This is a genomic window from Streptomyces sp. NPDC031274, assembly GCF_055570235.1.
Map to the genome: position 1 here is coordinate 1 of NZ_JBVIHP010000010.1, position 18,374 is coordinate 18,374.

23 protein-coding genes and 1 pseudogene are annotated in these 18,374 nt (G+C 69.9%); 14 read left to right on the top strand and 10 right to left on the bottom strand.

Annotated elements, in window-relative coordinates; all coding sequences use genetic code 11:
* Positions 1 to 119: 119 nt before the first annotated feature.
* Together ACZ5CR_RS17515 and ACZ5CR_RS17520 are read right to left on the bottom strand one after the other, a co-directional pair.
* Positions 120 to 389: a WhiB family transcriptional regulator gene (locus tag ACZ5CR_RS17515; RefSeq protein ID WP_468858248.1), complete on the bottom strand. Its 270-nt coding sequence runs from the start codon at positions 387 to 389 to the stop codon at positions 120 to 122.
* A gap of 101 nt (positions 390 to 490) precedes the next feature.
* The gene (locus ACZ5CR_RS17520; protein ID WP_468858250.1) at positions 491 to 868 is read right to left on the bottom strand and encodes an ANTAR domain-containing protein; all 378 of its coding nucleotides are present in this window, start codon (positions 866 to 868) and stop codon (positions 491 to 493) included.
* A 132-nt stretch (positions 869 to 1,000) separates the two neighbouring features.
* Between ACZ5CR_RS17520 and ACZ5CR_RS17525 the strand changes: the two genes are divergently transcribed.
* Together ACZ5CR_RS17525 and ACZ5CR_RS17530 are read left to right on the top strand one after the other, a co-directional pair.
* Entirely contained in the window at positions 1,001 to 1,327 is a 327-nt protein-coding gene (locus tag ACZ5CR_RS17525; RefSeq protein WP_468858252.1) for a MarR family transcriptional regulator, read from the top strand.
* A gap of 97 nt (positions 1,328 to 1,424) precedes the next feature.
* The gene (locus ACZ5CR_RS17530) at positions 1,425 to 1,718 is read left to right on the top strand and encodes a type II toxin-antitoxin system Phd/YefM family antitoxin (RefSeq protein ID WP_468858254.1); all 294 of its coding nucleotides are present in this window, start codon (positions 1,425 to 1,427) and stop codon (positions 1,716 to 1,718) included.
* 68 nt (positions 1,719 to 1,786) lie between these two features.
* Here ACZ5CR_RS17530 and ACZ5CR_RS17535 read toward each other — a convergent pair whose 3' ends face one another.
* Positions 1,787 to 2,281 (bottom strand): Lrp/AsnC family transcriptional regulator, encoded by a 495-nt coding sequence (locus tag ACZ5CR_RS17535; RefSeq protein WP_468858255.1) that lies wholly within the window; start codon positions 2,279 to 2,281, stop codon positions 1,787 to 1,789.
* A 72-nt stretch (positions 2,282 to 2,353) separates the two neighbouring features.
* Between ACZ5CR_RS17535 and ACZ5CR_RS17540 the strand changes: the two genes are divergently transcribed.
* The 3 genes from ACZ5CR_RS17540 (at position 2,354) to ACZ5CR_RS17550 (ending at position 4,720) form a co-directional block, all read left to right on the top strand.
* Positions 2,354 to 3,373 (top strand): DMT family transporter, encoded by a 1,020-nt coding sequence (locus tag ACZ5CR_RS17540; RefSeq protein ID WP_468858256.1) that lies wholly within the window; start codon positions 2,354 to 2,356, stop codon positions 3,371 to 3,373.
* A gap of 47 nt (positions 3,374 to 3,420) precedes the next feature.
* The gene (locus tag ACZ5CR_RS17545) at positions 3,421 to 3,921 is read left to right on the top strand and encodes a DUF2000 domain-containing protein (RefSeq protein WP_468858258.1); all 501 of its coding nucleotides are present in this window, start codon (positions 3,421 to 3,423) and stop codon (positions 3,919 to 3,921) included.
* A 139-nt stretch (positions 3,922 to 4,060) separates the two neighbouring features.
* Complete coding sequence (locus ACZ5CR_RS17550) at positions 4,061 to 4,720, top strand: dihydrofolate reductase family protein (RefSeq protein ID WP_468858259.1); 660 nt, start codon at positions 4,061 to 4,063, stop codon at positions 4,718 to 4,720.
* Between the two features lie 47 nt (positions 4,721 to 4,767).
* Here ACZ5CR_RS17550 and ACZ5CR_RS17555 read toward each other — a convergent pair.
* A pseudogene (locus ACZ5CR_RS17555) lies at positions 4,768 to 5,145 on the bottom strand (ABC transporter permease); the annotation flags it as partial.
* Between the two features lie 53 nt (positions 5,146 to 5,198).
* On the opposite strand from ACZ5CR_RS17555, the gene ACZ5CR_RS17560 reads away from it, so the two are divergent.
* The 8 genes from ACZ5CR_RS17560 to ACZ5CR_RS17595 all read left to right on the top strand — a co-directional run bounded on the left by ACZ5CR_RS17560 (position 5,199) and on the right by ACZ5CR_RS17595 (position 12,124).
* The gene (locus tag ACZ5CR_RS17560) at positions 5,199 to 5,558 is read left to right on the top strand and encodes a TetR family transcriptional regulator C-terminal domain-containing protein (RefSeq protein ID WP_468858261.1); all 360 of its coding nucleotides are present in this window, start codon (positions 5,199 to 5,201) and stop codon (positions 5,556 to 5,558) included.
* A 221-nt stretch (positions 5,559 to 5,779) separates the two neighbouring features.
* Positions 5,780 to 6,082 carry an urease subunit gamma gene (locus ACZ5CR_RS17565; RefSeq protein WP_190078901.1) on the top strand — a complete coding sequence of 101 codons (303 nt, stop codon included), beginning with the start codon at positions 5,780 to 5,782 and terminating at the stop codon, positions 6,080 to 6,082.
* Between the two features lie 13 nt (positions 6,083 to 6,095).
* Complete coding sequence (locus tag ACZ5CR_RS17570; RefSeq protein ID WP_468858263.1) at positions 6,096 to 6,425, top strand: urease subunit beta; 330 nt, start codon at positions 6,096 to 6,098, stop codon at positions 6,423 to 6,425.
* The gene (locus tag ACZ5CR_RS17575; protein ID WP_468858265.1) at positions 6,418 to 8,139 is read left to right on the top strand and encodes an urease subunit alpha; all 1,722 of its coding nucleotides are present in this window, start codon (positions 6,418 to 6,420) and stop codon (positions 8,137 to 8,139) included. The genes ACZ5CR_RS17570 and ACZ5CR_RS17575 overlap by 8 nt, the downstream gene beginning before the upstream one ends.
* An 11-nt stretch (positions 8,140 to 8,150) precedes the next feature.
* Entirely contained in the window at positions 8,151 to 8,825 is a 675-nt protein-coding gene (locus ACZ5CR_RS17580; protein WP_468858267.1) for an urease accessory protein UreF, read from the top strand.
* Between the two features lie 89 nt (positions 8,826 to 8,914).
* The gene (gene ureG / locus ACZ5CR_RS17585) at positions 8,915 to 9,598 is read left to right on the top strand and encodes an urease accessory protein UreG (protein WP_389906582.1); all 684 of its coding nucleotides are present in this window, start codon (positions 8,915 to 8,917) and stop codon (positions 9,596 to 9,598) included.
* A complete protein-coding gene (locus tag ACZ5CR_RS17590) occupies positions 9,595 to 10,368 on the top strand; it encodes an urease accessory protein UreD (RefSeq protein WP_468858268.1) in 774 nt (257 codons plus the stop codon). Before ureG ends, ACZ5CR_RS17590 begins: the two co-directional genes overlap by 4 nt.
* Before the next feature lie 151 nt (positions 10,369 to 10,519).
* Positions 10,520 to 12,124: an alpha/beta hydrolase gene (locus tag ACZ5CR_RS17595; protein WP_468858270.1), complete on the top strand. Its 1,605-nt coding sequence runs from the start codon at positions 10,520 to 10,522 to the stop codon at positions 12,122 to 12,124.
* Between the two features lie 163 nt (positions 12,125 to 12,287).
* Here ACZ5CR_RS17595 and ACZ5CR_RS17600 read toward each other — a convergent pair whose 3' ends face one another.
* Complete coding sequence (locus ACZ5CR_RS17600) at positions 12,288 to 13,016, bottom strand: lysophospholipid acyltransferase family protein (RefSeq protein ID WP_468858272.1); 729 nt, start codon at positions 13,014 to 13,016, stop codon at positions 12,288 to 12,290.
* Positions 13,017 to 13,287: 271 nt separating this feature from the next.
* Between ACZ5CR_RS17600 and ACZ5CR_RS17605 the strand changes: the two genes are divergently transcribed.
* Positions 13,288 to 13,704 carry an SSI family serine proteinase inhibitor gene (locus tag ACZ5CR_RS17605; protein ID WP_468858273.1) on the top strand — a complete coding sequence of 139 codons (417 nt, stop codon included), beginning with the start codon at positions 13,288 to 13,290 and terminating at the stop codon, positions 13,702 to 13,704.
* Between the two features lie 59 nt (positions 13,705 to 13,763).
* Here ACZ5CR_RS17605 and ACZ5CR_RS17610 read toward each other — a convergent pair whose 3' ends face one another.
* The 5 genes from ACZ5CR_RS17610 to ACZ5CR_RS17630 form a co-directional block, all read right to left on the bottom strand.
* Positions 13,764 to 13,925, bottom strand: a complete 162-nt coding sequence (locus tag ACZ5CR_RS17610) for a hypothetical protein (protein WP_190078913.1) — start codon at positions 13,923 to 13,925, stop codon at positions 13,764 to 13,766.
* Between the two features lie 85 nt (positions 13,926 to 14,010).
* The gene (locus ACZ5CR_RS17615) at positions 14,011 to 14,964 is read right to left on the bottom strand and encodes a cytochrome c oxidase assembly protein (RefSeq protein WP_468858275.1); all 954 of its coding nucleotides are present in this window, start codon (positions 14,962 to 14,964) and stop codon (positions 14,011 to 14,013) included.
* Positions 14,965 to 15,148: 184 nt separating this feature from the next.
* Complete coding sequence (locus ACZ5CR_RS17620) at positions 15,149 to 16,174, bottom strand: 6-phosphofructokinase (protein ID WP_453533885.1); 1,026 nt, start codon at positions 16,172 to 16,174, stop codon at positions 15,149 to 15,151.
* A 162-nt stretch (positions 16,175 to 16,336) separates the two neighbouring features.
* Positions 16,337 to 17,065 (bottom strand): type 1 glutamine amidotransferase, encoded by a 729-nt coding sequence (locus ACZ5CR_RS17625; RefSeq protein ID WP_389906588.1) that lies wholly within the window; start codon positions 17,063 to 17,065, stop codon positions 16,337 to 16,339.
* 40 nt (positions 17,066 to 17,105) lie between these two features.
* The gene (locus ACZ5CR_RS17630) at positions 17,106 to 18,344 is read right to left on the bottom strand and encodes a MurT ligase domain-containing protein (protein ID WP_389906589.1); all 1,239 of its coding nucleotides are present in this window, start codon (positions 18,342 to 18,344) and stop codon (positions 17,106 to 17,108) included.
* Positions 18,345 to 18,374: the final 30 nt, after the last annotated feature.

Sequence of the window (18,374 nt, forward strand, 5' to 3'; positions counted from 1 at the left end):
CGAGCCGACGTCCTCTTCGCGATGCTCCGCGACGGCACCTTCTACGAAGCCCAACCCGCCCCAACCCCTTGACCAAAGTCATAGGGGCACCCCCCGGCACTTGCCGTGACTCCGCGGGGCTAGCGCGACTCCGCGGAACTGAGGTGTGCGCGTGCGGAGCTGTCGGCCTTTCGTCGCAGCACCGCACGCTCCTCCGCGTTGGCTCCGCCCCAGACTCCGAACGCCTGACCGCTGTCGAGAGCCCAGGTGAGGCAGGGCCGGAGCACCGGGCACCGCAAGCAGATCCGCTTGGCGGCCAGCTCCTCGCGCAGCGCAGGTCCCGCCGCGCTGACGGGGAAGAACAACTCGGGGTCCTCGCGCGCGCAGAGCGCGCCGTGTACCCACTCCATCAATGCCTCCCTTCGGGGGTGGAGTTGGCACGGGTGCCCCCGCCACGCGGACGGAAACCGGAGAGTCCCGTGAGAAGGAAGGGGCCGGTGTTGTGCCGGGCTCATCCCTCATCCGTGCCAGATGCCGCTGGTAGTCCCTGGAGCTGGGCGACGATCGCGGCCAGTTGCCGCCGATACGGCTTCGGAATCTCTCCTCCTGCGACGGCGCTGACCAGCTCATCAGCCACGAGGTGCAGCTTGGTGTTCGTGTTCTGGGAGACGGAGACCAGGACGTCCCACGCGTGCTCGGCGCTCAGGCCGAAGGAGGCCATCAGAACTCCGCGCGCCATGTCGATGACGGGCCGCGTCTCCATGGCCCGCCGCAGCTGACAGAGTTCGGCGCTCGGGCACTGCTCGACCCCGCCGTCCGGAGCGATTTCGCTGTCCGGAGCGGCTTCGATGTCCCGCGCGAGCCGCGCGGTAAGTGCACGTTCTGTCATGGCGGCAGCTCCGTAGCATCCGTGCGTCGTCACCTCACTCAGAGTCGGCCCGTCGAGGTTCACCCGTCAAGAGATACCGGAAACGTAGTTCGTCCTTTTGAATGCGCGAATCAGACGCCCTATCTTGGAGCGATGGGTGAAGTACCTGAACCACACAGCGGTTGGACGTTCCTCACCAACCACGCCCGTGTCCTTGCCGCGATCGCCGACGACCCCGCCACCCGCATCCGGGACATCGCCGCTCGCTGTCGGCTCACCGAGCGGGCCGTACAGAAGATCGTCGCTGATCTGGAGGGGGGTGGCTATCTCTCCCATACGCGTCAGGGCCGTTCCAACGCGTATCTCATCGAAGCGGGGACCATCCTGCGCCACCCCGCCGAATCAGGCCTCGCCGTCGCGGAACTCCTCACGCTCCTGGCCCAGCACGACGCCGAGAGCGGCGACGAACCAAGGCGGTAGCGCCGCTCCTGATGCGGATGGCGCCCCCTCTGACCTGCGGCGAACCCGTGCCGCGCGAGCCTGATGGCCGTGCCGGGTGCCGGTTAAGCTGGGGAACATGGCCTACGAGATTCCGGTGACGCAAGCCCGGGCAGAGCTCGCCGATCTGATCAACCGCGTCGTCTACGGCGATGAGCGGGTGGTCGTCACCCGTCACGGCAAGCCACTTGTGGCCCTTGTCTCCGCCGCCGACCTGGAGCGACTCGAGCAGTTGCCCAAGGCCGACGCCGACGGGGAGCAGGTGGTCAGCTCCGTCTCGTCGCTGCGCCCGACCTCCGCCCCGTCGTCCGGCGCGGGGGAGCGGCAGCGCTTCGGCATCGCCGCCGAACACCGGGGCCCCAACGCGACCTAGCCGTATGGATGTTGAGAACGTCAGCCGTTGAGAACGTCAGCCGTCGAGAACATCGGCTGCTGAGAACGTCAGCGGCTTCTGTGCGAGGAGCGGGGCCGATCGGGGCTCGTCGGCTCGATGCAGCGGGACTGGACGTGCTCGTAGATCATCGTGGTCTGTACGTCGGCGACTTCGCGGCGTTCGGTGAGACGGTCGATGACGAAGGCGTACACGCTGTCGACGTCCGGGACGGCGATGTGGATGAGGAAGTCGTGAGCGCCGGAGGTGACGAACAGGCCGATCACCTCGGGCAGTCGGGCGGCCCACTCGCGGAATCCCTCGATGACCGGGCGGGCCGGCGGCCGGATCCGCACCGAGATGAGCGCCTGGACGGGGCGGCCGGCGGCGTCGAGGTCAAGGGCCGCGTGGTAGCCGGTGATGACGCCGCGCTCGCGGAGCAGCCTGACGCGTTCCAGTGAGGTCGAGGGGGAGACCCCGGTCCTGGCCGCCAGCTCGCGGTTGGTCTGCCGTGCATCGTTCTGCAGTTCCCGCAGCAGGGCCCTGTCGAGTGCATCAAGTTCCATGAAATCCACTGTATGTCGGACGAAGTTCGGCAAGCGGAGGTGCTTGCCGGATTCCTGCCTAGTCTCGCCGCCATGGATACACGGAAGAACGGCCCGGCCTTCGGTGCGGGTCTTGTGCTTGCGGCGGCGGTGCTGTGGGGCACGGTCGGCCCTGCTCAGGTCCTGGCGGACGATCCCATGGAGCCGGCGGCCCTCGGCGGCTGGCGGCTGGTCGTGGGCGGGCTGATCCTCGGGGCGCTCACCGCGTGCCGCCCGAGGAAGCTCCGGGTTCTAGCCGAGGGCACAGTCCTGCGCCCGCTGCTGGTCTGCGCGGTCTCGACGGGCGTCTACCAGGCGGCCTTCCTCTCCTCGGTGTCGCGGACCGGGGCGGCTCTGGCCACGGTGATCGCCCTGGGCGCCGCGCCCGCGGTGACCGGCGTGTGCGCCCGGCTGGTCGTCGGTGAGCGGATGGGCGCCGGCTGGATGACCGGCACCGTCGCGGCCGTCGCAGGCTGCGCCCTGTTGCTGGCGCCGGGCAGCGGAGGCCGTGTGGATCTGCTCGGCCTGCTCCTGGCGGTGGCCGCGGGTGCCTGCTACGGCCTGTACACCGTCTTCGCGAAGCAGATGGCCGCCGCCAGCCGCGCCGCCGATCTGCCCACGCTCTCCGCGCTCTCCCTGCTCCTCGGCTCGCTCCCTCTGCTGCCCTGGATGATCACCGACACCACCCCGCTGCGCGACGGCTCCACCCTCGCCCTGATCGGCTGGCTCGGCGTGGCCACCACGGCTGCCGCTTACTGGCTGTTCACCGCGGGTCTCGTCAGGGTGCGGGCGACCGTGGCCGGGACGCTCAGCCTCGCCGAGCCCCTGGCCGCGGCCCTGATCGGCGTGCTGCTCCTCCACGAGCACCTTCCTCCGCCGGCGTGGGCCGGTTGCGCACTGATCCTCGCCGGAATGATCACCACCTGCCTGCCCGCGCTGCCGCGCGGTCGCTCCGCCACACGAGCGACGGAGTTTCCGCCCGATCGCCGCACCACGTGCGCCGGAGCCTCCGCGAGCGTCTCTAAGGCCGAACTAAATGCGGATTCAGCGCCGCGACCCAGTACATATGCCTAGCATTCCCGGATCTGACCGCATGAGTAAAGAGGATTGCCATGTCTGTGATGAACGCACCGAGCACGGCGACAGTGGACTTCGCGCCGGAAACGGTGGGCTTCGCGCCGGAAGAGGTGGACTTCAGTCTTTCCACCCGCAAGGCCCGGCTGAAGTGGGTCGTGGTCGTCAACGCCGACCTGCCTCCCGGCCGGGCCGCCAACGCCGCCATCTGCGCCGCCGCCCCCACGGTGACCGCTGTCCCCGGCCTCCTTGGCACCGACGCCACCGATGAGGAAGGCACCATCCACCCGGGCCTGCCCTGGGCGGGCTGCTCGGTGCTCGTCGCCGACTCCGCCACGCTGCGCACCATCCGCGCCAAGGCGGCCTCCCGCACCGACACCTTCATGGCCGACGTGCCCGCCGCCGCCCAGAGCACCCGCGTCTACAGCGACTTCATCGCGGCCGTGGGCGAGACCCGGACCGAGGACATGGACTACTGCGCGGTCAGCATCGTCGGCCCCCGCAACCCGGTCGACAAGATGGTCGGCAAGCTCCCCCTCATGCCCTGAAGGGACCGGCTTTCGGCGCGCCTTGGAAAGTTCTGGAAAATAGCTGTGGGCCGCTGTCGATCCGGCAACGTCCCGTTCGACGTCATGGTGTGTGGCGCCCCGCCGCACGATGACGCGACAGGACCTGACGAGGGAACACGTGGATCAACTGCTGAGAGTCATGAACTTCAACGTTTCGGCTGACGGCATCGGTGCCGGTGAGCACCAGAGGCTCGACCTGCCGTTCGGCCTCGATCATCCCGAGAGGCTGTTCGCCTGGGCCGGAGCCACAGCGAGCTGGCCCATGCGCACGGATTCCGGAGGAAGCCGCGGCCTCGACGACTACTTCACGCGAGACTTCGCACGCAACATCGGCGCCGAGATCATGGGCCGCAACAAGTTCGGACCCCAGCGCGGGCCCTGGCCGGACCACGAGTGGCAGGGCTGGTGGGGGGAGGAGCCCCCGTTCCACACGCCGGTGTTCGTCATGACCCACCACAAGCGTCCGTCGGTCACGCTCTCCGACACCACGTTCCACTTCGTCGACGGCGATCCGGCCACGGTCCTCGAACGGGCGCGGGAAGCGGCACAGGGCAGGGACGTACGACTCGGCGGCGGGGTCACCACCATCCGGCAGTTCCTCGATGCCGACCTCGTCGACACCCTGCATGTGGCGGTCTCGCCGTTGAAGCTCGGGTCCGGGCTCCGCCTCTGGGATTCCCCCGATGAGCTGCTCGACCGGTTCCACCTGGAGGTCGTACCCAGCCCGAGCGGCGTGGCGCACCACCTGTTCTGGCGAAGGTCGTCGCCGACGGAGTAGGCGCGCAGCGGGCCCGCCAGGTTCTACGGACGAGCTCTGAGCGCAGGAGCAGCCTGCCCGGTGACCGCCTGCTCAAGGAGTTGGGCGACCACCGGGCTGGCCGCCGTCGCGGTAAGGAGCTTCATTCCTTGCGGCGTGACGACGACAGCCCCGTACACGGCGCGGTCCTCGATGGCGTCGCGGGCCGCGGCCTCATCGGCGTACTGATGGATGTCGAACGCACCCTTGTGCTCCGCCAGTTGGGACTGGAGGGGAGCCGTCGCCGCGGCGGGCCCCGCGACGCCGAGCGGCAGGTCGCGAGGGGCGGTCCTGGTGGCGGGCCAGGCGAAGGCCCCTAGAGCCAGGGCCACGAGCGCGGAGACCAGGATGGCCACCGCCACCATGCGGCGGCCCTGTGGAGGCGGGGTGGCGACCGACGTGGACATGGGCTGAGCTCCTACTGGGATGCGCGTGCCTACGACCGCCGCCACCGCCGGACGTGCTGGTCGACCGCGTCCTGACTCAGGTGCTCGGCCGGAGGCCGGGAGGCGGGGAGGGGGAGTCCTCGTACTTCCCGCGGCTGATCGTCCAGGTGTGGGCGGAGACTTTGCGCAGCGAGGAGCTGGCCACCCTGATGAAGCAGGGGTACGCCAAGGTGCGCGTGGCCTGGGTGAAGATCGTCGAGGGGTGTCAGGCGGCGGGCATGATGCGTGACGACATCCCGGCCGACCATGTCGCGCGGGTGATGGTCGCCGCGGCCCAGGGGGTCGCCGCGCAGCTCGCGCTGTTCGACGAGGTGCCGGTGGAAGCCCTGCAGGACGGTCTGCGCGGCCTGATGAGCATGGGGCAGCCCAGCTGATGGGTATGGGGCAGCCCTGCTGATGGTCATGAAGCAGTCAAGCGCTGGTTAACCTCGTTGAAACTCCTCCCAACTAGCCTGCAAAGCCACGCCACCAGGGGTTTTGTAACCGGGGTGCGCAAGATCAAGCGTACTGCCTGTGTGTTACATCTATATCCGTCGCGGTGGCCGCGGCAGCCGGACCCCGCACGGTCCGGAGCGAGGACTGTGAGGTGGGACGCGTGCAACTGACCCCGCACGAGCAGGAGAGACTGCTCATCCATGTGGCCGCGGACGTGGCCGAGAAGCGAAGGGCGCGGGGACTGCGGCTCAACCACCCCGAGGCGATCGCTCTGATCACGTCCCACATTCTCGAAGGCGCCCGCGACGGCCGCACCGTCGCCGAGCTCATGTCATCGGGACGCAAGGTGCTCACCCGCGACGACGTCATGAGCGGCATCCCCGAGATGATCCACGACGTCCAGGTCGAGGCCACCTTCCCGGACGGCACCAAGCTCGTCACCGTCCACGATCCGATCGTCTGACGGGGGCCGAGACATGAGTTCCGCGCAACCCGTCATCCCCGGCGAGATCCTCTTCGCCGACGAGCCCGTCGCCTTCAACGAAGGCCGCGAGGTCACCCCCCTCACCGTCCTGAACGCCGCCGACCGCCCCGTCCAGGTCGGTTCCCACTACCACTTCGCCGAGGCCAACCCCGGTCTCGACTTCGACCGTGCCGCCGCGCACGGCAAGCGGCTCAACATCGCCGCCGGCACCGCCGTGCGCTTCGAGCCCGGAATCCCCGTCGACGTCGAACTCGTCCCCCTGGCCGGTCTGCGGATCGTGCCCGGTCTGCGCGGCGAGACCGGAGGTGCCCTCGATGCCTGAGCTGTCCCGCGCCGCGTACGCGGACCTGTTCGGCCCCACCACGGGCGACCGGATCCGGCTCGCCGACACCGATCTCCTCGTCGAGATCGAGGAGGACCGCTCCGGCGGCCCCGGACTCTCCGGCGACGAGTCGGTGTTCGGCGGCGGCAAGGTCATCCGTGAGTCGATGGGGCAGTCGCGCACGACGCGCGCCGAAGGAGCCCCCGACACCGTCATCACCGGCGCCGTGATCATCGATCACTGGGGCATCGTCAAGGCCGACGTCGGCATACGCGACGGCCGGATCACCGGCATCGGCAAGTCCGGCAACCCGGACACGATGGACGGCGTACACCCCGATCTCGTCATCGGCCCCGAGACCGAAGTGCTCGCGGGCAACGGCAAGATCCTCACCGCGGGCGCCATCGACACCCATATCCACTTCATCTCGCCGACCATCGTCGACGAGGCGCTCGCCTCCGGAGTCACCACCCTCATCGGCGGCGGCACCGGACCGGCCGAGGGCAGCAAGGCCACCACCATCACCCCCGGCGCGTGGCACCTGGCCCGGATGTTCGCGGCGATGGAGTCGAGTCCGGTCAACATCGGCTTCCTCGGCAAGGGCAACACGGTCTCCACCGAGTCCATGCACGCCCAACTGCGCGCCGGAGCCGTCAGCTTCAAGATCCACGAGGACTGGGGCGCGACGCCCGCCACCATCGACGCGTGCCTGAACGTCTGCGAGGACACGGGGGCCCAGCTCGCCGTCCACACCGACACCCTCAACGAGGCCGGCTTCGTCGGCGACACGTTCGACGCCGTCGCGGGCCGCACGCTGCACGCCTTCCACGTCGAAGGCGCGGGCGGCGGGCACGCCCCGGACATGATCACGGCGGTGTCCCTGCCGAACATGCTGCCGAGCTCCACCAACCCGACCCGGCCGCACACCGTCAACACCATCGAGGAACACCTCGACATGCTGATGGTCTGCCATCACCTCAACGCGGCGGTCCCCGAGGACCTCGCCTTCGCCGAGTCGCGGATCCGGCCCACCACCATCGGGGCCGAGGACATCCTGCACGACCTCGGCGCCATCTCGATCATGTCGTCGGACTCGCAGGCCATGGGGCGCATCGGCGAGGTCGTCATGCGTACATGGCAGACCGCGCACGTGATGAAGCGACGGCGTGGTTTCCTGCCGGGGGACTCGCGTGCGGACAACCGGCGTGCGCGTCGCTATGTCGCCAAGTACACGATCAACGCGGCCGTCGCGCAGGGCGTCGACCACGTGATCGGCTCGGTGGAGAGCGGAAAGCTCGCCGACCTGGTGCTGTGGGACCCGGTCTTCTTCGGCGTCAAGCCGCTGGTGGTCATCAAGGGCGGGCAGATCGCCTACGCGCAGATGGGCGATGCCAATGCCTCGATCCCCACGCCGCAGCCGGTCCTTCCGCGGCCCATGTTCGGCGCGCACGGCAAGGCGCCGGGGCTCAACTCGCTCAACTTCGTGACGCAGTCGGCGCTTGACGACGGGCTGCCCGAACGTCTCGGTCTGGCCAAGGAGTTCACCGCGATCCGCTCGACGCGCGGGCGCACGAAGGCGGACATGCGCGAGAACGACGCTCTGCCGAGGGTCGAGGTCGCTCCCGACAGCTTCGCCGTCACCATCGACGGTGAGCTGGTCGAGCCGTCGCCCGCCGCCGAACTGCCGCTCGCACAGCGGTACTTCCTGTTCTGACGGGCGCCGTTATGTCCAGAGCCGCACTACTCGTTCTGGCCGACGGCCGGTTTCCCGCCGGAGGGCACGCACACTCCGGCGGGGCCGAGGAAGCCGTCAAGGCAGGGCGTATCACCGGCGGAGCCGACCTGGAGGAGTTCTGCCGGGGCCGGCTGCACACGACGGGGCTCGTGTCGGCCTCACTGGCGGCGGCGGCCGCGCTCGGGTTCGACCCGCTGGAGCTTGACGAGGCCGCCGACGCGCGGACGCCCTCGGCCGCGCTGCGGGTCGCCGGGCGGCGGCTCGGGCGGCAGATGATGCGGGCCGCGCGAGCCGCGTGGCCCGATCCCTCGCTGGACCAGCTGGCCGCTGCCCGGCCCAAGGGGGCACACCAGCCCGTCGTTCTCGGGCTCGCCGCCCGGGCGGCGGGGCTGGATGCGCAGGACGCCGCGTACTGCTCGGTGTATGAGAGCGTCAGCGGGCCCGCGACGGCGACCGTCCGGTTGCTGAGTCTCGACCCGTTCGACGCGACGGGCGTGCTTGCCCGCCTTGCGCCCGAGCTCGACCTCGTGGCGCGGGCCGCGGCGGACGCGGCGCGGGAGGCGCTGGTCGACGGGGTCGACGCGCTGCCCGCGGCCTCCGCGCCGCTGCTCGAGGTCGGGGCGGAAGCACACGCGGGGTGGCCCGCGCGGCTGTTCGCGTCATAGGGAAGCTCCGGCCCCCCCTCGCGCGGCGCCCCACCGCAAAACCCTGTCGTACAGGGCGAAACGAATTGCTGAACCATAGGAGTCGCACCATGCACCTCAACCACTCCCACGACGAATCCGCCGCCGTGAGCGCCGACGCCCACCGCCCCGACGGGCGCCGTCGTGCCCTGCGGATCGGGCTCGGCGGGCCCGTCGGGTCCGGCAAGACCGCCACCGTCGCCGCGCTCTGCAAGGAGCTGCGGGACGAGCGTGCCCTCGCTGTCGTCACGAACGACATCTACACCCGTGAGGACGCCGAGTTCCTGCTGCGCGAGGCCGTGCTTCCGCCCGAGCGGATCACCGCCGTGGAGACCGGCGCCTGCCCGCACACCGCGATCCGTGACGACATCTCCGCCAACCTGGAGGCCGTGGAGGACCTCGAGGACGAGGTCGGGCCGCTGGACCTGATCCTCGTCGAGTCCGGCGGGGACAACCTCACCGCCACCTTCTCCAAGGGACTCGTCGACGCGCAGATCTTCGTGATCGACGTCGCGGGCGGCGACGACATCCCGCGCAAGGGCGGCCCCGGCGTCACCACCGCCGATCTGCTCGTCGTCAACAAGACCGACCTCGCCCCGTACGTCGGCTCCGACCTCGCAGGGATGGCCGCGGACGCCAAGGCCCAGCGTGCCGAACTGCCCGTGATCTTCCAGTCCCTGAGGTCCGACGAGGGCATCGCTCCCGTCGCCGCCTGGGTGCGTGCCCAGTACGCCGCCTGGACCGCGTCCGCATGACCGTGCACGCCGTCGCGGCATCCGGGGTGCGCGGCACGGCCCGCATCACCGCGCGAGGTGACGGGCGGGGCGGCACCGCCCTGCCCGTGCTGGACGGTCACGGGCCGATCGTCCCGCGCCGCACCCGGTCGGCCGGAGCAGGCGCCCACGTCACCCTCGTCGGAGCGATGAGCGGCCCCCTCGGGGGTGATCACCTCACCGTCGAGGCCGCCGCCCACGAAGGGGCCCGGCTGCGTATCGGCTCGGCCGCCGCCACGCTCGCCCTGCCGGGGCAGTCGAAGGAGCAGGCGCGGTACGACGTGCGGCTCTCGGTCGGTGAGGACGCCGAACTGTGCTGGCTGCCGGAGCAGTTGATCTCCGTACGCGAGAGTGATCTACGGGTCACCACGCGGGCCGAGCTCGCGGAGAGCGCGAGCCTCGTGCTGCGGGAGGAGCAGGTGCTCGGGCGGACCGGTGAAGACTCGGGACGTCTCACCAGCCGCCTGACCGTGCGCCGTGCCGGTCGGCTGCTCCTGGATCAGGAGCTCTCCTGCGGCCCCGGCGCGCCCGGCGGATGGGACGGCCCCGCTGTCCTTGCGGGGCATCGCGCCATCGGGCAGCTCGTCGTCGTACGCCCTGAGTTCGAGCGGAGCCGTCCCGAGCCCGCGCTGCTCGGCGAAGCGGCCGCGCTCACCCCGCTCGCCGGACCCGCCGTGCTCGTCACCGTGGTCGCTCCCGACGCGCTGCGCGTGCGGCGCACTCTCGACCAGGCGCTGCGCACACTCACCTGAACAGGGGCATAACCGCTCAGCGGGGTTCCGTGCACCGTCTATCGGATTGGTAAAGAAATACCCGCTCGGTCTGTCGCACTGAACCTGTTCAACGACAGGATCCTCCTACTGTTCGAAAATCGACAGGTAAATCGACAGGGGGAGGAACCAGTTGAGACGCACCACAGCATTCGGCGCAGCCGGCACGCTGATCACGGGCTCGCTCATAGCGGGCGCGATCTTGGCGCCCGTCGCCAGTGCCGACGCCCGCCGGAGCAGCGGAAACGCTGACGCTCGCCAGCGCACCAGCTCGGAGGCGCGCGGTGTCGCACTCGCCGCGCAGCGTGCCGCCAAGGCCGGTATCGACTGGCAGGCGTGCCCCGACGACTGGGGTCTGGACAAGGCGATCAAGTGCGGCTGGGTCACCGTCCCGCTCGACTACGCCAAGCCCAACGGCAAGAAGATCAAGCTTGCCGTCGACCGCATCGGCAACACCGGGACGAAGAAGGAGCGCCAGGGCGCTCTTCTCTACAACCCGGGCGGCCCCGGCGCCTCCGGCCTCCGCTTCCCCGCCCGCGTGGTCACCAAGGCCAAGCTCTGGGAGAAGACGGCGAAGGCGTACGACTTCGTGGGCTTCGAGCCGCGCGGTGTCGGTCACTCGGCGCCCATCTCCTGCGTGGACCCGCAGGAGTTCGTCAAGGCTCCCAAGCAGGACCCGGTGCCGGACTCCGAGGCGGACAAGCGCGCCCAGCGCAAGCTGGCCGCCGAGTACGCGGACGGCTGTGCCGAGCGCAGCGGCGAGATGCTGCCGCACATGACGACGCCGAACACCGCACGTGACCTGGACGTCATCCGGGCCGCGCTCGGCGAGAAGAAGCTGAACTTCCTCGGCGTCTCCTACGGCACCTACCTCGGCGCGGTCTACGGGACGCTCTTCCCGTCGCACGTGCGTCGTATGGTCGTCGACTCGGTGGTCAACCCGTCGAAGAAGAAGATCTGGTACGAGGCCAACCTCGACCAGGACGTCGCCTTCGAGATCCGTCTCAAGGACTGGATGAAGTGGGTCGCCAAGTACGACGCCACCTTCCACCTCGGCGACACCGCCGAGAAGGTCAGCAAGAACTGGGACAAGCTGCGTGCCGCCGCGAAGAAGGCGCCCCTCGGCGGGGTCGTCGGCCCCGCCGAGCTCATCGCCTACTTCCAGAGCGCTCCGTACTACGACTCCGCCTGGGTGGAGATCGCGACGAACTTCAGCAAGTACGTCGCCGGTGACGCCAAGCCGCTGATCGAGGCAGCCAGCCCCGACCTGTCGGACACCGCGGGCAACATCGCGTCGGAGAACGGCAACGCCGTCTACACGGCCGTCGAGTGCGCGGACGCCAAGTGGCCCACCAGCTGGAAGAAGTGGGACCGCGACAACACCCGCATCCACCGTGACAACCCGTTCATGACGTGGTCCAACGCCTGGATGAACCTGCCCTGCGCGACCTGGAAGAGCAAGCAGCACGAGCCGGTCGAGGTCAAGACCGGCAAGGGCCTGCCGCCCGTCCTCATCGCCCAGTCGACCCGCGACGCGGCCACGCCGTACGAGGGCGCTGTCGAGCTGCACAAGCGGTTCAAGGGCTCGCGTCTGATCACGGAGAAGGACGCCGGTTCGCACGGCATCACGAACCTGGTCAACCCGTGCCTCAACGACCGTGTCGAGGCCTACCTGCTCACCGGCAAGCTGGACAGCAAGGACGTGACGTGCACCCCGCACGCCACGCCCAAGCCGTAACGGCCCGCCGCTAGGCGTCTCAGCAAGGGGCGACCGGGTCCGCCCGGTCGCCCCTTCGCTGTGCCGCCTCAGCTCTCTTCGCTCATCCGCTTCTTCTCCCGTGCCTGACCGTCGTGCCGGACCGTGCCGCCCCCTGATGCCGGCCGGACCGTACGCCAGGGCATCAACTCAGCGGCATCCGGGGGAATTTCCGCCTCCTCGCCGCGGCGTCCCGCTCGGCCTCCTCCGCCTTGACGACCGCTGCGTACTTGTCGACGTACTCCTGCCCTGAGAGCCCGAGGATGGCGTACATGATCTCGTCGGTGACCGCCCGCAGGACCGCCTTCTCGTTCTCCATGCCCGCGTAGCGCGAGAAGTCCAGCGGGGCGCCGAAGCGGACGGACACACGCTGGAAGTTGGGCACCTTCTGACCCGGCGGCTGCGCCTCGAACGTGCCGATCATCGCGCACGGGATCACCGGTGCCTGGGCCTTGAGCGCCATCGCGGCGACGCCGACCTTCCCCTTGTAGAGGCGCCCGTCGTGCGAGCGGGTGCCCTCCGGATAGATGCCGAGCAGCTGCCCCTTGCGCAGCACGCCCAGGCCCTCGCGGATCGCGGCCTGGCCCGCCTCCTTGCCGGAACGATCCACCGGGATCTGCCCGGCGCTGTGGAAGAACGCGGCCGTGAGACGGCCCCTGAGACCCGGCCCCGTGAAGTACTCGGCCTTCGCGAGGAAGGTGATCCGCCGCTTGATGATGGCGGGCATCAGAAAGTGGTCCGCGAACGAGAGATGGTTGCCCGCCACGATCGCCGCGCCGGAATCCGGTATGTGCTCGAGCCCCTCGATACGCGGCCGGAACATGAGCCGCAGCAGCGGCCCCAGGATGACGTACTTGAGCAGGTAGTAGAACACCCGTTGCTCCTTGACGTAGGTGGACCGGCCAGGGTGCTGCGTCGTCGCAGGTCACGGGTCCTCGCGCAGCGGTCAGTTTAGGTGCGCCGTCCCGACGGGAGAAGGGAGCGACGAAGCCCGTGGCCCGGACCCTTCGGCCGACGGGAGGCCCATCCGGACCCCGCACCGGACTCGTACGGGTGAGCGCCCGGCGTGTCGGCTCGGTGAGCGGCGGCCGTGGAGGTGGCCTGGCCTCTCTCCGACGCAGCACGTCACCGTCCCAGGAGGTCCCATGAGGTCCCGCCCCACGTCCCGCCTGAACCCGGCCCTGGCCACCGCCGCCGCGCTGATCTCCCTCGCCGCGGCCGCGCCCGCCCACGCGGCCGACGAGACGGCCCCCGCCCGGCCGAGCGGCGTCTTCCTCACCGTCACCGGGGACGACAACGCCTGGGTCCGCGGGGTGCTGCTCGACTGCGTGACGCAGCAGCCCGGACACCATCCGCACATGGCCGAGGCCTGCGCGGCGATCGACGCGGCGGGCGGCGACTTCGACGCGCTGCCGGCGAAGAAGGGAATCTGCACCAAGCAGTACGCCCCGGTCACCGTGAGCGCGACGGGGACCCACCGCGGCAAGCCGGTCAGCTGGCAGAAGACGTACGGCAACGCCTGCGAGATGGGGTTCTCGACAGGCGCCGTCTTCCGTTTCTGACCGTTTCCGGGTGGGCGCCGTCCCGCCCCGCACCTCTCCTCGCTGCCGCGCGGCGCCCCTCAGGGGGTGCTGCGCGAGAGCACCATCGCCAGCGTGAGCATCCCGATGACGACCCAGCCGAACCACAGCCAGCCGTTGCTACCGAGCGCGACCGTGTAGGCGGTCACCGCCACCAAACCTCCGATGGTGAACACACCCATCGTCTTCGTAGAATCAGGCATCGCCCTGCCTCCTCCCGGCAGCCCCGACGCCTTGACGCCAAGACCGCGGCCTAAGGCCATCCTGACCCGCGAACACCCTTCGCCGCTAGCGCCCGCGCGCGGCCAGTGAGGCGAGATAGGCGTTGTACGCCTCCAGCTCCTTGTCACCGTCACGGTCAGCGGCCCGGTCCGTACGCCGTGCCTGGCGCTGATCGGAGCGGTACCACTGGAAGAGCAGCGCGAGCAGCACGAGCACCGACGGCACCTCGCTGAACGCCCACGCGATGCCGCCCGCGGCCGTCTGATCGGCGAGGGCGTCGATGCCGAGCGAGGAGGGCGGGTTCTTGTAGGTGCCGACCATCGGCTCGGACGCCATCATCAGGGCGATGCCGAAGAACGCGTGGAAGGGCATGCCCGCGAACAGCTCCAGCATCCGCATGATGTAGCCGGGCCGGTGCGGGCCCGGGTCGACGCCCATGATCGGCCAGAAGAAGACAAGGCCGACCGCGAGGAAGTGCACCATCATGCCGATGTGGCCGACCTTGGACCCCATCAGGGTGTCGAAGATCGGCGTGAAGTACAGCGCGTACAGGCTCGCGATGAAGAGCGGGATGGTGAACGCGGGGTGCGTGATGATCTTCATGTAGCGGCTGTGCAGGACCCACAGCAGCCACTCGCGCGGGCCCTTGTGACCGCGACGGGCCGCGACCGGCAGCGCGCGCAGGGCGAGGGTGATCGGGGCGCCCATCAGGAGCAGGATCGGCGAGAGCATGCTGATGACCATGTGCTGCACCATGTGCACACTGAACATGACCATGCCGTAGTCGTTCAGCTTGGTGCACATCACGAGCAGGATGGTCAGCACGCCCACCACGAAGGAAATGACGCGGCCGACCGGCCACTTGTCACCGCGTCGCACGAGCCGCACCACGCCCCAGGCGTAGAGGGCGAGGGCCACCAGGGAGCCGATGAGGAAGAAGGGGTCGGCCGAGAGCTCGAGCCCGCGCCCCAGCGTGAACGGCGGCAGATCCATGTTCATGCCGTGCCCGCTGTGATCCATCCGCTGGCTCCTGATTCGTGCGGTTGTGCGCTGTGTGTCCGCACCAGACTAGAACGGCCCCCGGGCGCCGACGCGTCCGGGGGCCGTTCGTTGAGTCTTGATCTAAAGCGTGATCAGTCTTGACCTGAAGTCTGACCTGAAGCCTGGTCTGAAGTCTGATCTGAAGCCTGGTCCGAGGCTTGGTCTAGAGGACGCACTCCGCCTCGGCGTAGCGCTCGTCCGGCACCGTCTTCAGCGTCTCGACGGCCTCGGCGAGCGGGACCATCGTGATGTCCGTGCCGCGCAGCGCCGTCATCTTGCCGAACTCGCCGCGGTGCACGGCCTCCACGGCGTGCCAGCCGAAGCGGGTGGCGAGCACGCGGTCGTACGCGGTGGGGGTGCCGCCGCGCTGGACGTGCCCGAGGATCACCGGACGCGCCTCCTTGCCCAGGCGCTGCTCCAGTTCGATGGAGAGCTGCCGGGCGATGCCGGCGAACCGCTCGTGGCCGTACATGTCCTTGATGCCCTCGTCGAACGCCATGGAGCCCTCACGGGGCTTGGCGCCCTCGGCGGCCACGACGATCGCGAACTTCTTGCCCGCGGAGAACCGTTCGCCGACCTTGCGCGCCAGTTCCTCAATGTCGAAGGGCCGCTCGGGCACGACGATCGCGTGGGCGCCCGCGGCCATGCCCGAGTGCAGCGCGATCCAGCCGGTGTGCCGGCCCATGACCTCGACGATCAGGACCCGCTGGTGCGACTCGGCGGTCGTCTTGAGACGGTCGAGGGCTTCGGTCGCCACGCCGACCGCGGTGTCGAAGCCGAACGTCACATCGGTCACCGCGATGTCGTTGTCGATCGTCTTGGGCACCCCGACGATCGGCAGCCCCGCGTCCGACAGGAGCCGGGCCGCCTTCAGCGTGCCTTCGCCGCCGATCGGGATGACCGCGTCGAGGCCCAGGTCGGCGAGGTGGCCCTTGGCCCGCTCGACGCCGTCGCGCAGATGCGCGGGCTGTACACGGGATGAGCCCAGAATCGTTCCGCCACGTGCCAGGATGCCGCCCACCGCGTCCAGGTCGAGCTTGCGGTAGTCGCATTCGAGCAGGCCACGCCATCCGTCGTGGAAGCCGATGACCTCGTCGCCGTGGTCGACGACGGCGCGGTGCACGACCGAACGGATGACAGCGTTGAGACCGGGGCAGTCGCCGCCGGACGTGAGGACACCAATGCGCATAGCCCGCCAACGTCTTTCATAAAGAGGGGCCCTCTGCAACGCGGGCCGGAGTCCGGACCACGTCGTCCGGCGGGAACCCCGCCACCCTATAGGCGGGAGGGGGCGGGGCAGCACCGGGCGTCCGACTGCTGGACTGTGCCGCTCACCTGTGCGGCACGGGCATCAGGCGGGCTGCTGTGCGGCGTTCATGCGCTCGGCGCGCAGCGCCTCGTACCAGCGGTCGTCCGTCGGCGGCAGCGCGTTCACGTCGAGGGCCAGCTTCAGGAGCAGGTCCGCGATGAGCGGGTTGCGGGCGAGGACGGGGCCGTGCATGTACGTGCCGAAGACGGTGCCGTTGAACGCGCCCTCGGTGCCGTCCCCCGTGCCGTTGCCCCGGCCGAGCGAGACGCGTGCGAACGGCCGCGCCGACGGGCCGATGTGCGTGATGCCCTGGTGGTTCTCGAAGCCGGTCAGCGGGGGCAGGCCCAGCTGGGGGTCGATGTCGCCCAGGACGTCGCCGACGCACCGGTCGCCCTCGCCGCGGGTGGAGATCACGTCGAGCAGGCCGAGGCCCGGCTCGCGCTGGCCGAGGTCGTTGATGAACTCGTTGCCCAGGATCTGGTACCCCGCGCACACCGAGAAGACGATCGCGCCGTTGCCCACGGCCCGCTGCAGTCCGCCGTCGCGGCGCAGGCGCTCGGCCGCGAGCCGCTGCGGGCGGTCCTCGCCGCCGCCGATCAGATAGATGTCGCCGGAGGTGGGCACCGGCTGGTCGCTGCGCACGTCGTAGCGCTCGACCTGGAGGCCGCGCTGCTGGGCGCGGCGCTCCACGACCAGGGCGTTGCCCTGGTCTCCGTACGTGCTCAGCAGGTCGGGGTAGACCCACACCAGCCGCAGGCTGTTGTCGCTCATGCTCATTCGTCCCTACGAGGGTCTAGAGGGTCCGGTGGGGTCAGTTGCCGACGCGGCGGCGCAGGTCCTGGAACGCGGTGTAGTTCGCGATCGTCTCGATCCGTCCGGGCGGCGCCAGCTGCACGGCCTCGTCGAGTGACTCGCAGACCCGGAAGTCGAGGCCCGCGACCTCCAGACGCACGGCGAGGTCCAGCTTGCGGTCGCCGAGCACGAAGATCGGGTGTCCCGCCAGGCGGGTGTAGTCGACGTCCCACAGCCAGGAGGTGTCGGTGCCGTCGGCGCCACGGGCGTTCACGGAGAGCACCACCGGGGTGGGCGGCGGGTCGATCAGCGAAAACGTTTCGAGCCAGCCCGCCGGGTTCTTCGCGAGCAGCAGACGCAGATCGCGGCCCTGGAACTGCACGACGTCATAGCGTCCGGCGACCGCCTGCACCTGGTACATCCGCTCCAGGGCGACCTGGGGCGGCACTCCGAAGACGGCGGCGACGGCGGCCGACGTGGTCGCGTTCGCCTTGTTCGCCCGGCCCGGCAGCTGCAGATGGATCGGCCAGGCGGAGCCGTGCGGGTCGAGGACGTGGTCGCCGGAGAGCACCCAGCTGGGCGCGGGACGGCGGAAGCCGCACTCGCCGCAGAACCAGTCGTCCCCGGGGCGCTGCATCACACCGCCGCAGGAGGGGCACGACCAGGCGTCGTCCTTCCACTCCTGTCCCGCGGCCACCCACACCACGTTCGGCGACGAGGACGCCGCCCAGACGACCAGCGGGTCGTCCGCGTTCGCGATCACGACCGCCTTGGAACCGGCCAGGCCCTCGCGCCAGTTCTCCGCCATCATGCGGGTCTCGCCGGCGCGGTCCAGCTGGTCGCGCGAGAGGTTGAGCAGCGCGATCGCCTTCGGTGTCACATCACGGGCGACACCGGCGAGGTACTTCTCGTCGACCTCGATCACGCCGAACCTGGCATCCGAGCCGCCCGCGAGGGCCGAGGTGATCCCGGCCGGCATGTTCGCGCCAAGGGCGTTCGACACCACGGGCCCGCTGGCGCGCAGCGCCTCCGCGAGCAGCCGGGTCGTGGTCGTCTTGCCGTTCGTGGCGGAGACGAGCACCACATCGAGGTGCGTGGCAAGACGCCCGAGCAGGTCGGGGTCGAGCTTGAGCGAAACGCGGCCGCCGATCACCGATCCGCTGCCGCGGCCCGCCGCGCGCGACACCGCCGCGGCCGCCTTGCCCGCCGTCACGGCCAGCTTGGCCCGCGGCGACAGCGGGTCCGTGTTGCCTGCCATCAGTTCTGGATCCTCCTTGCGTACGGCGCC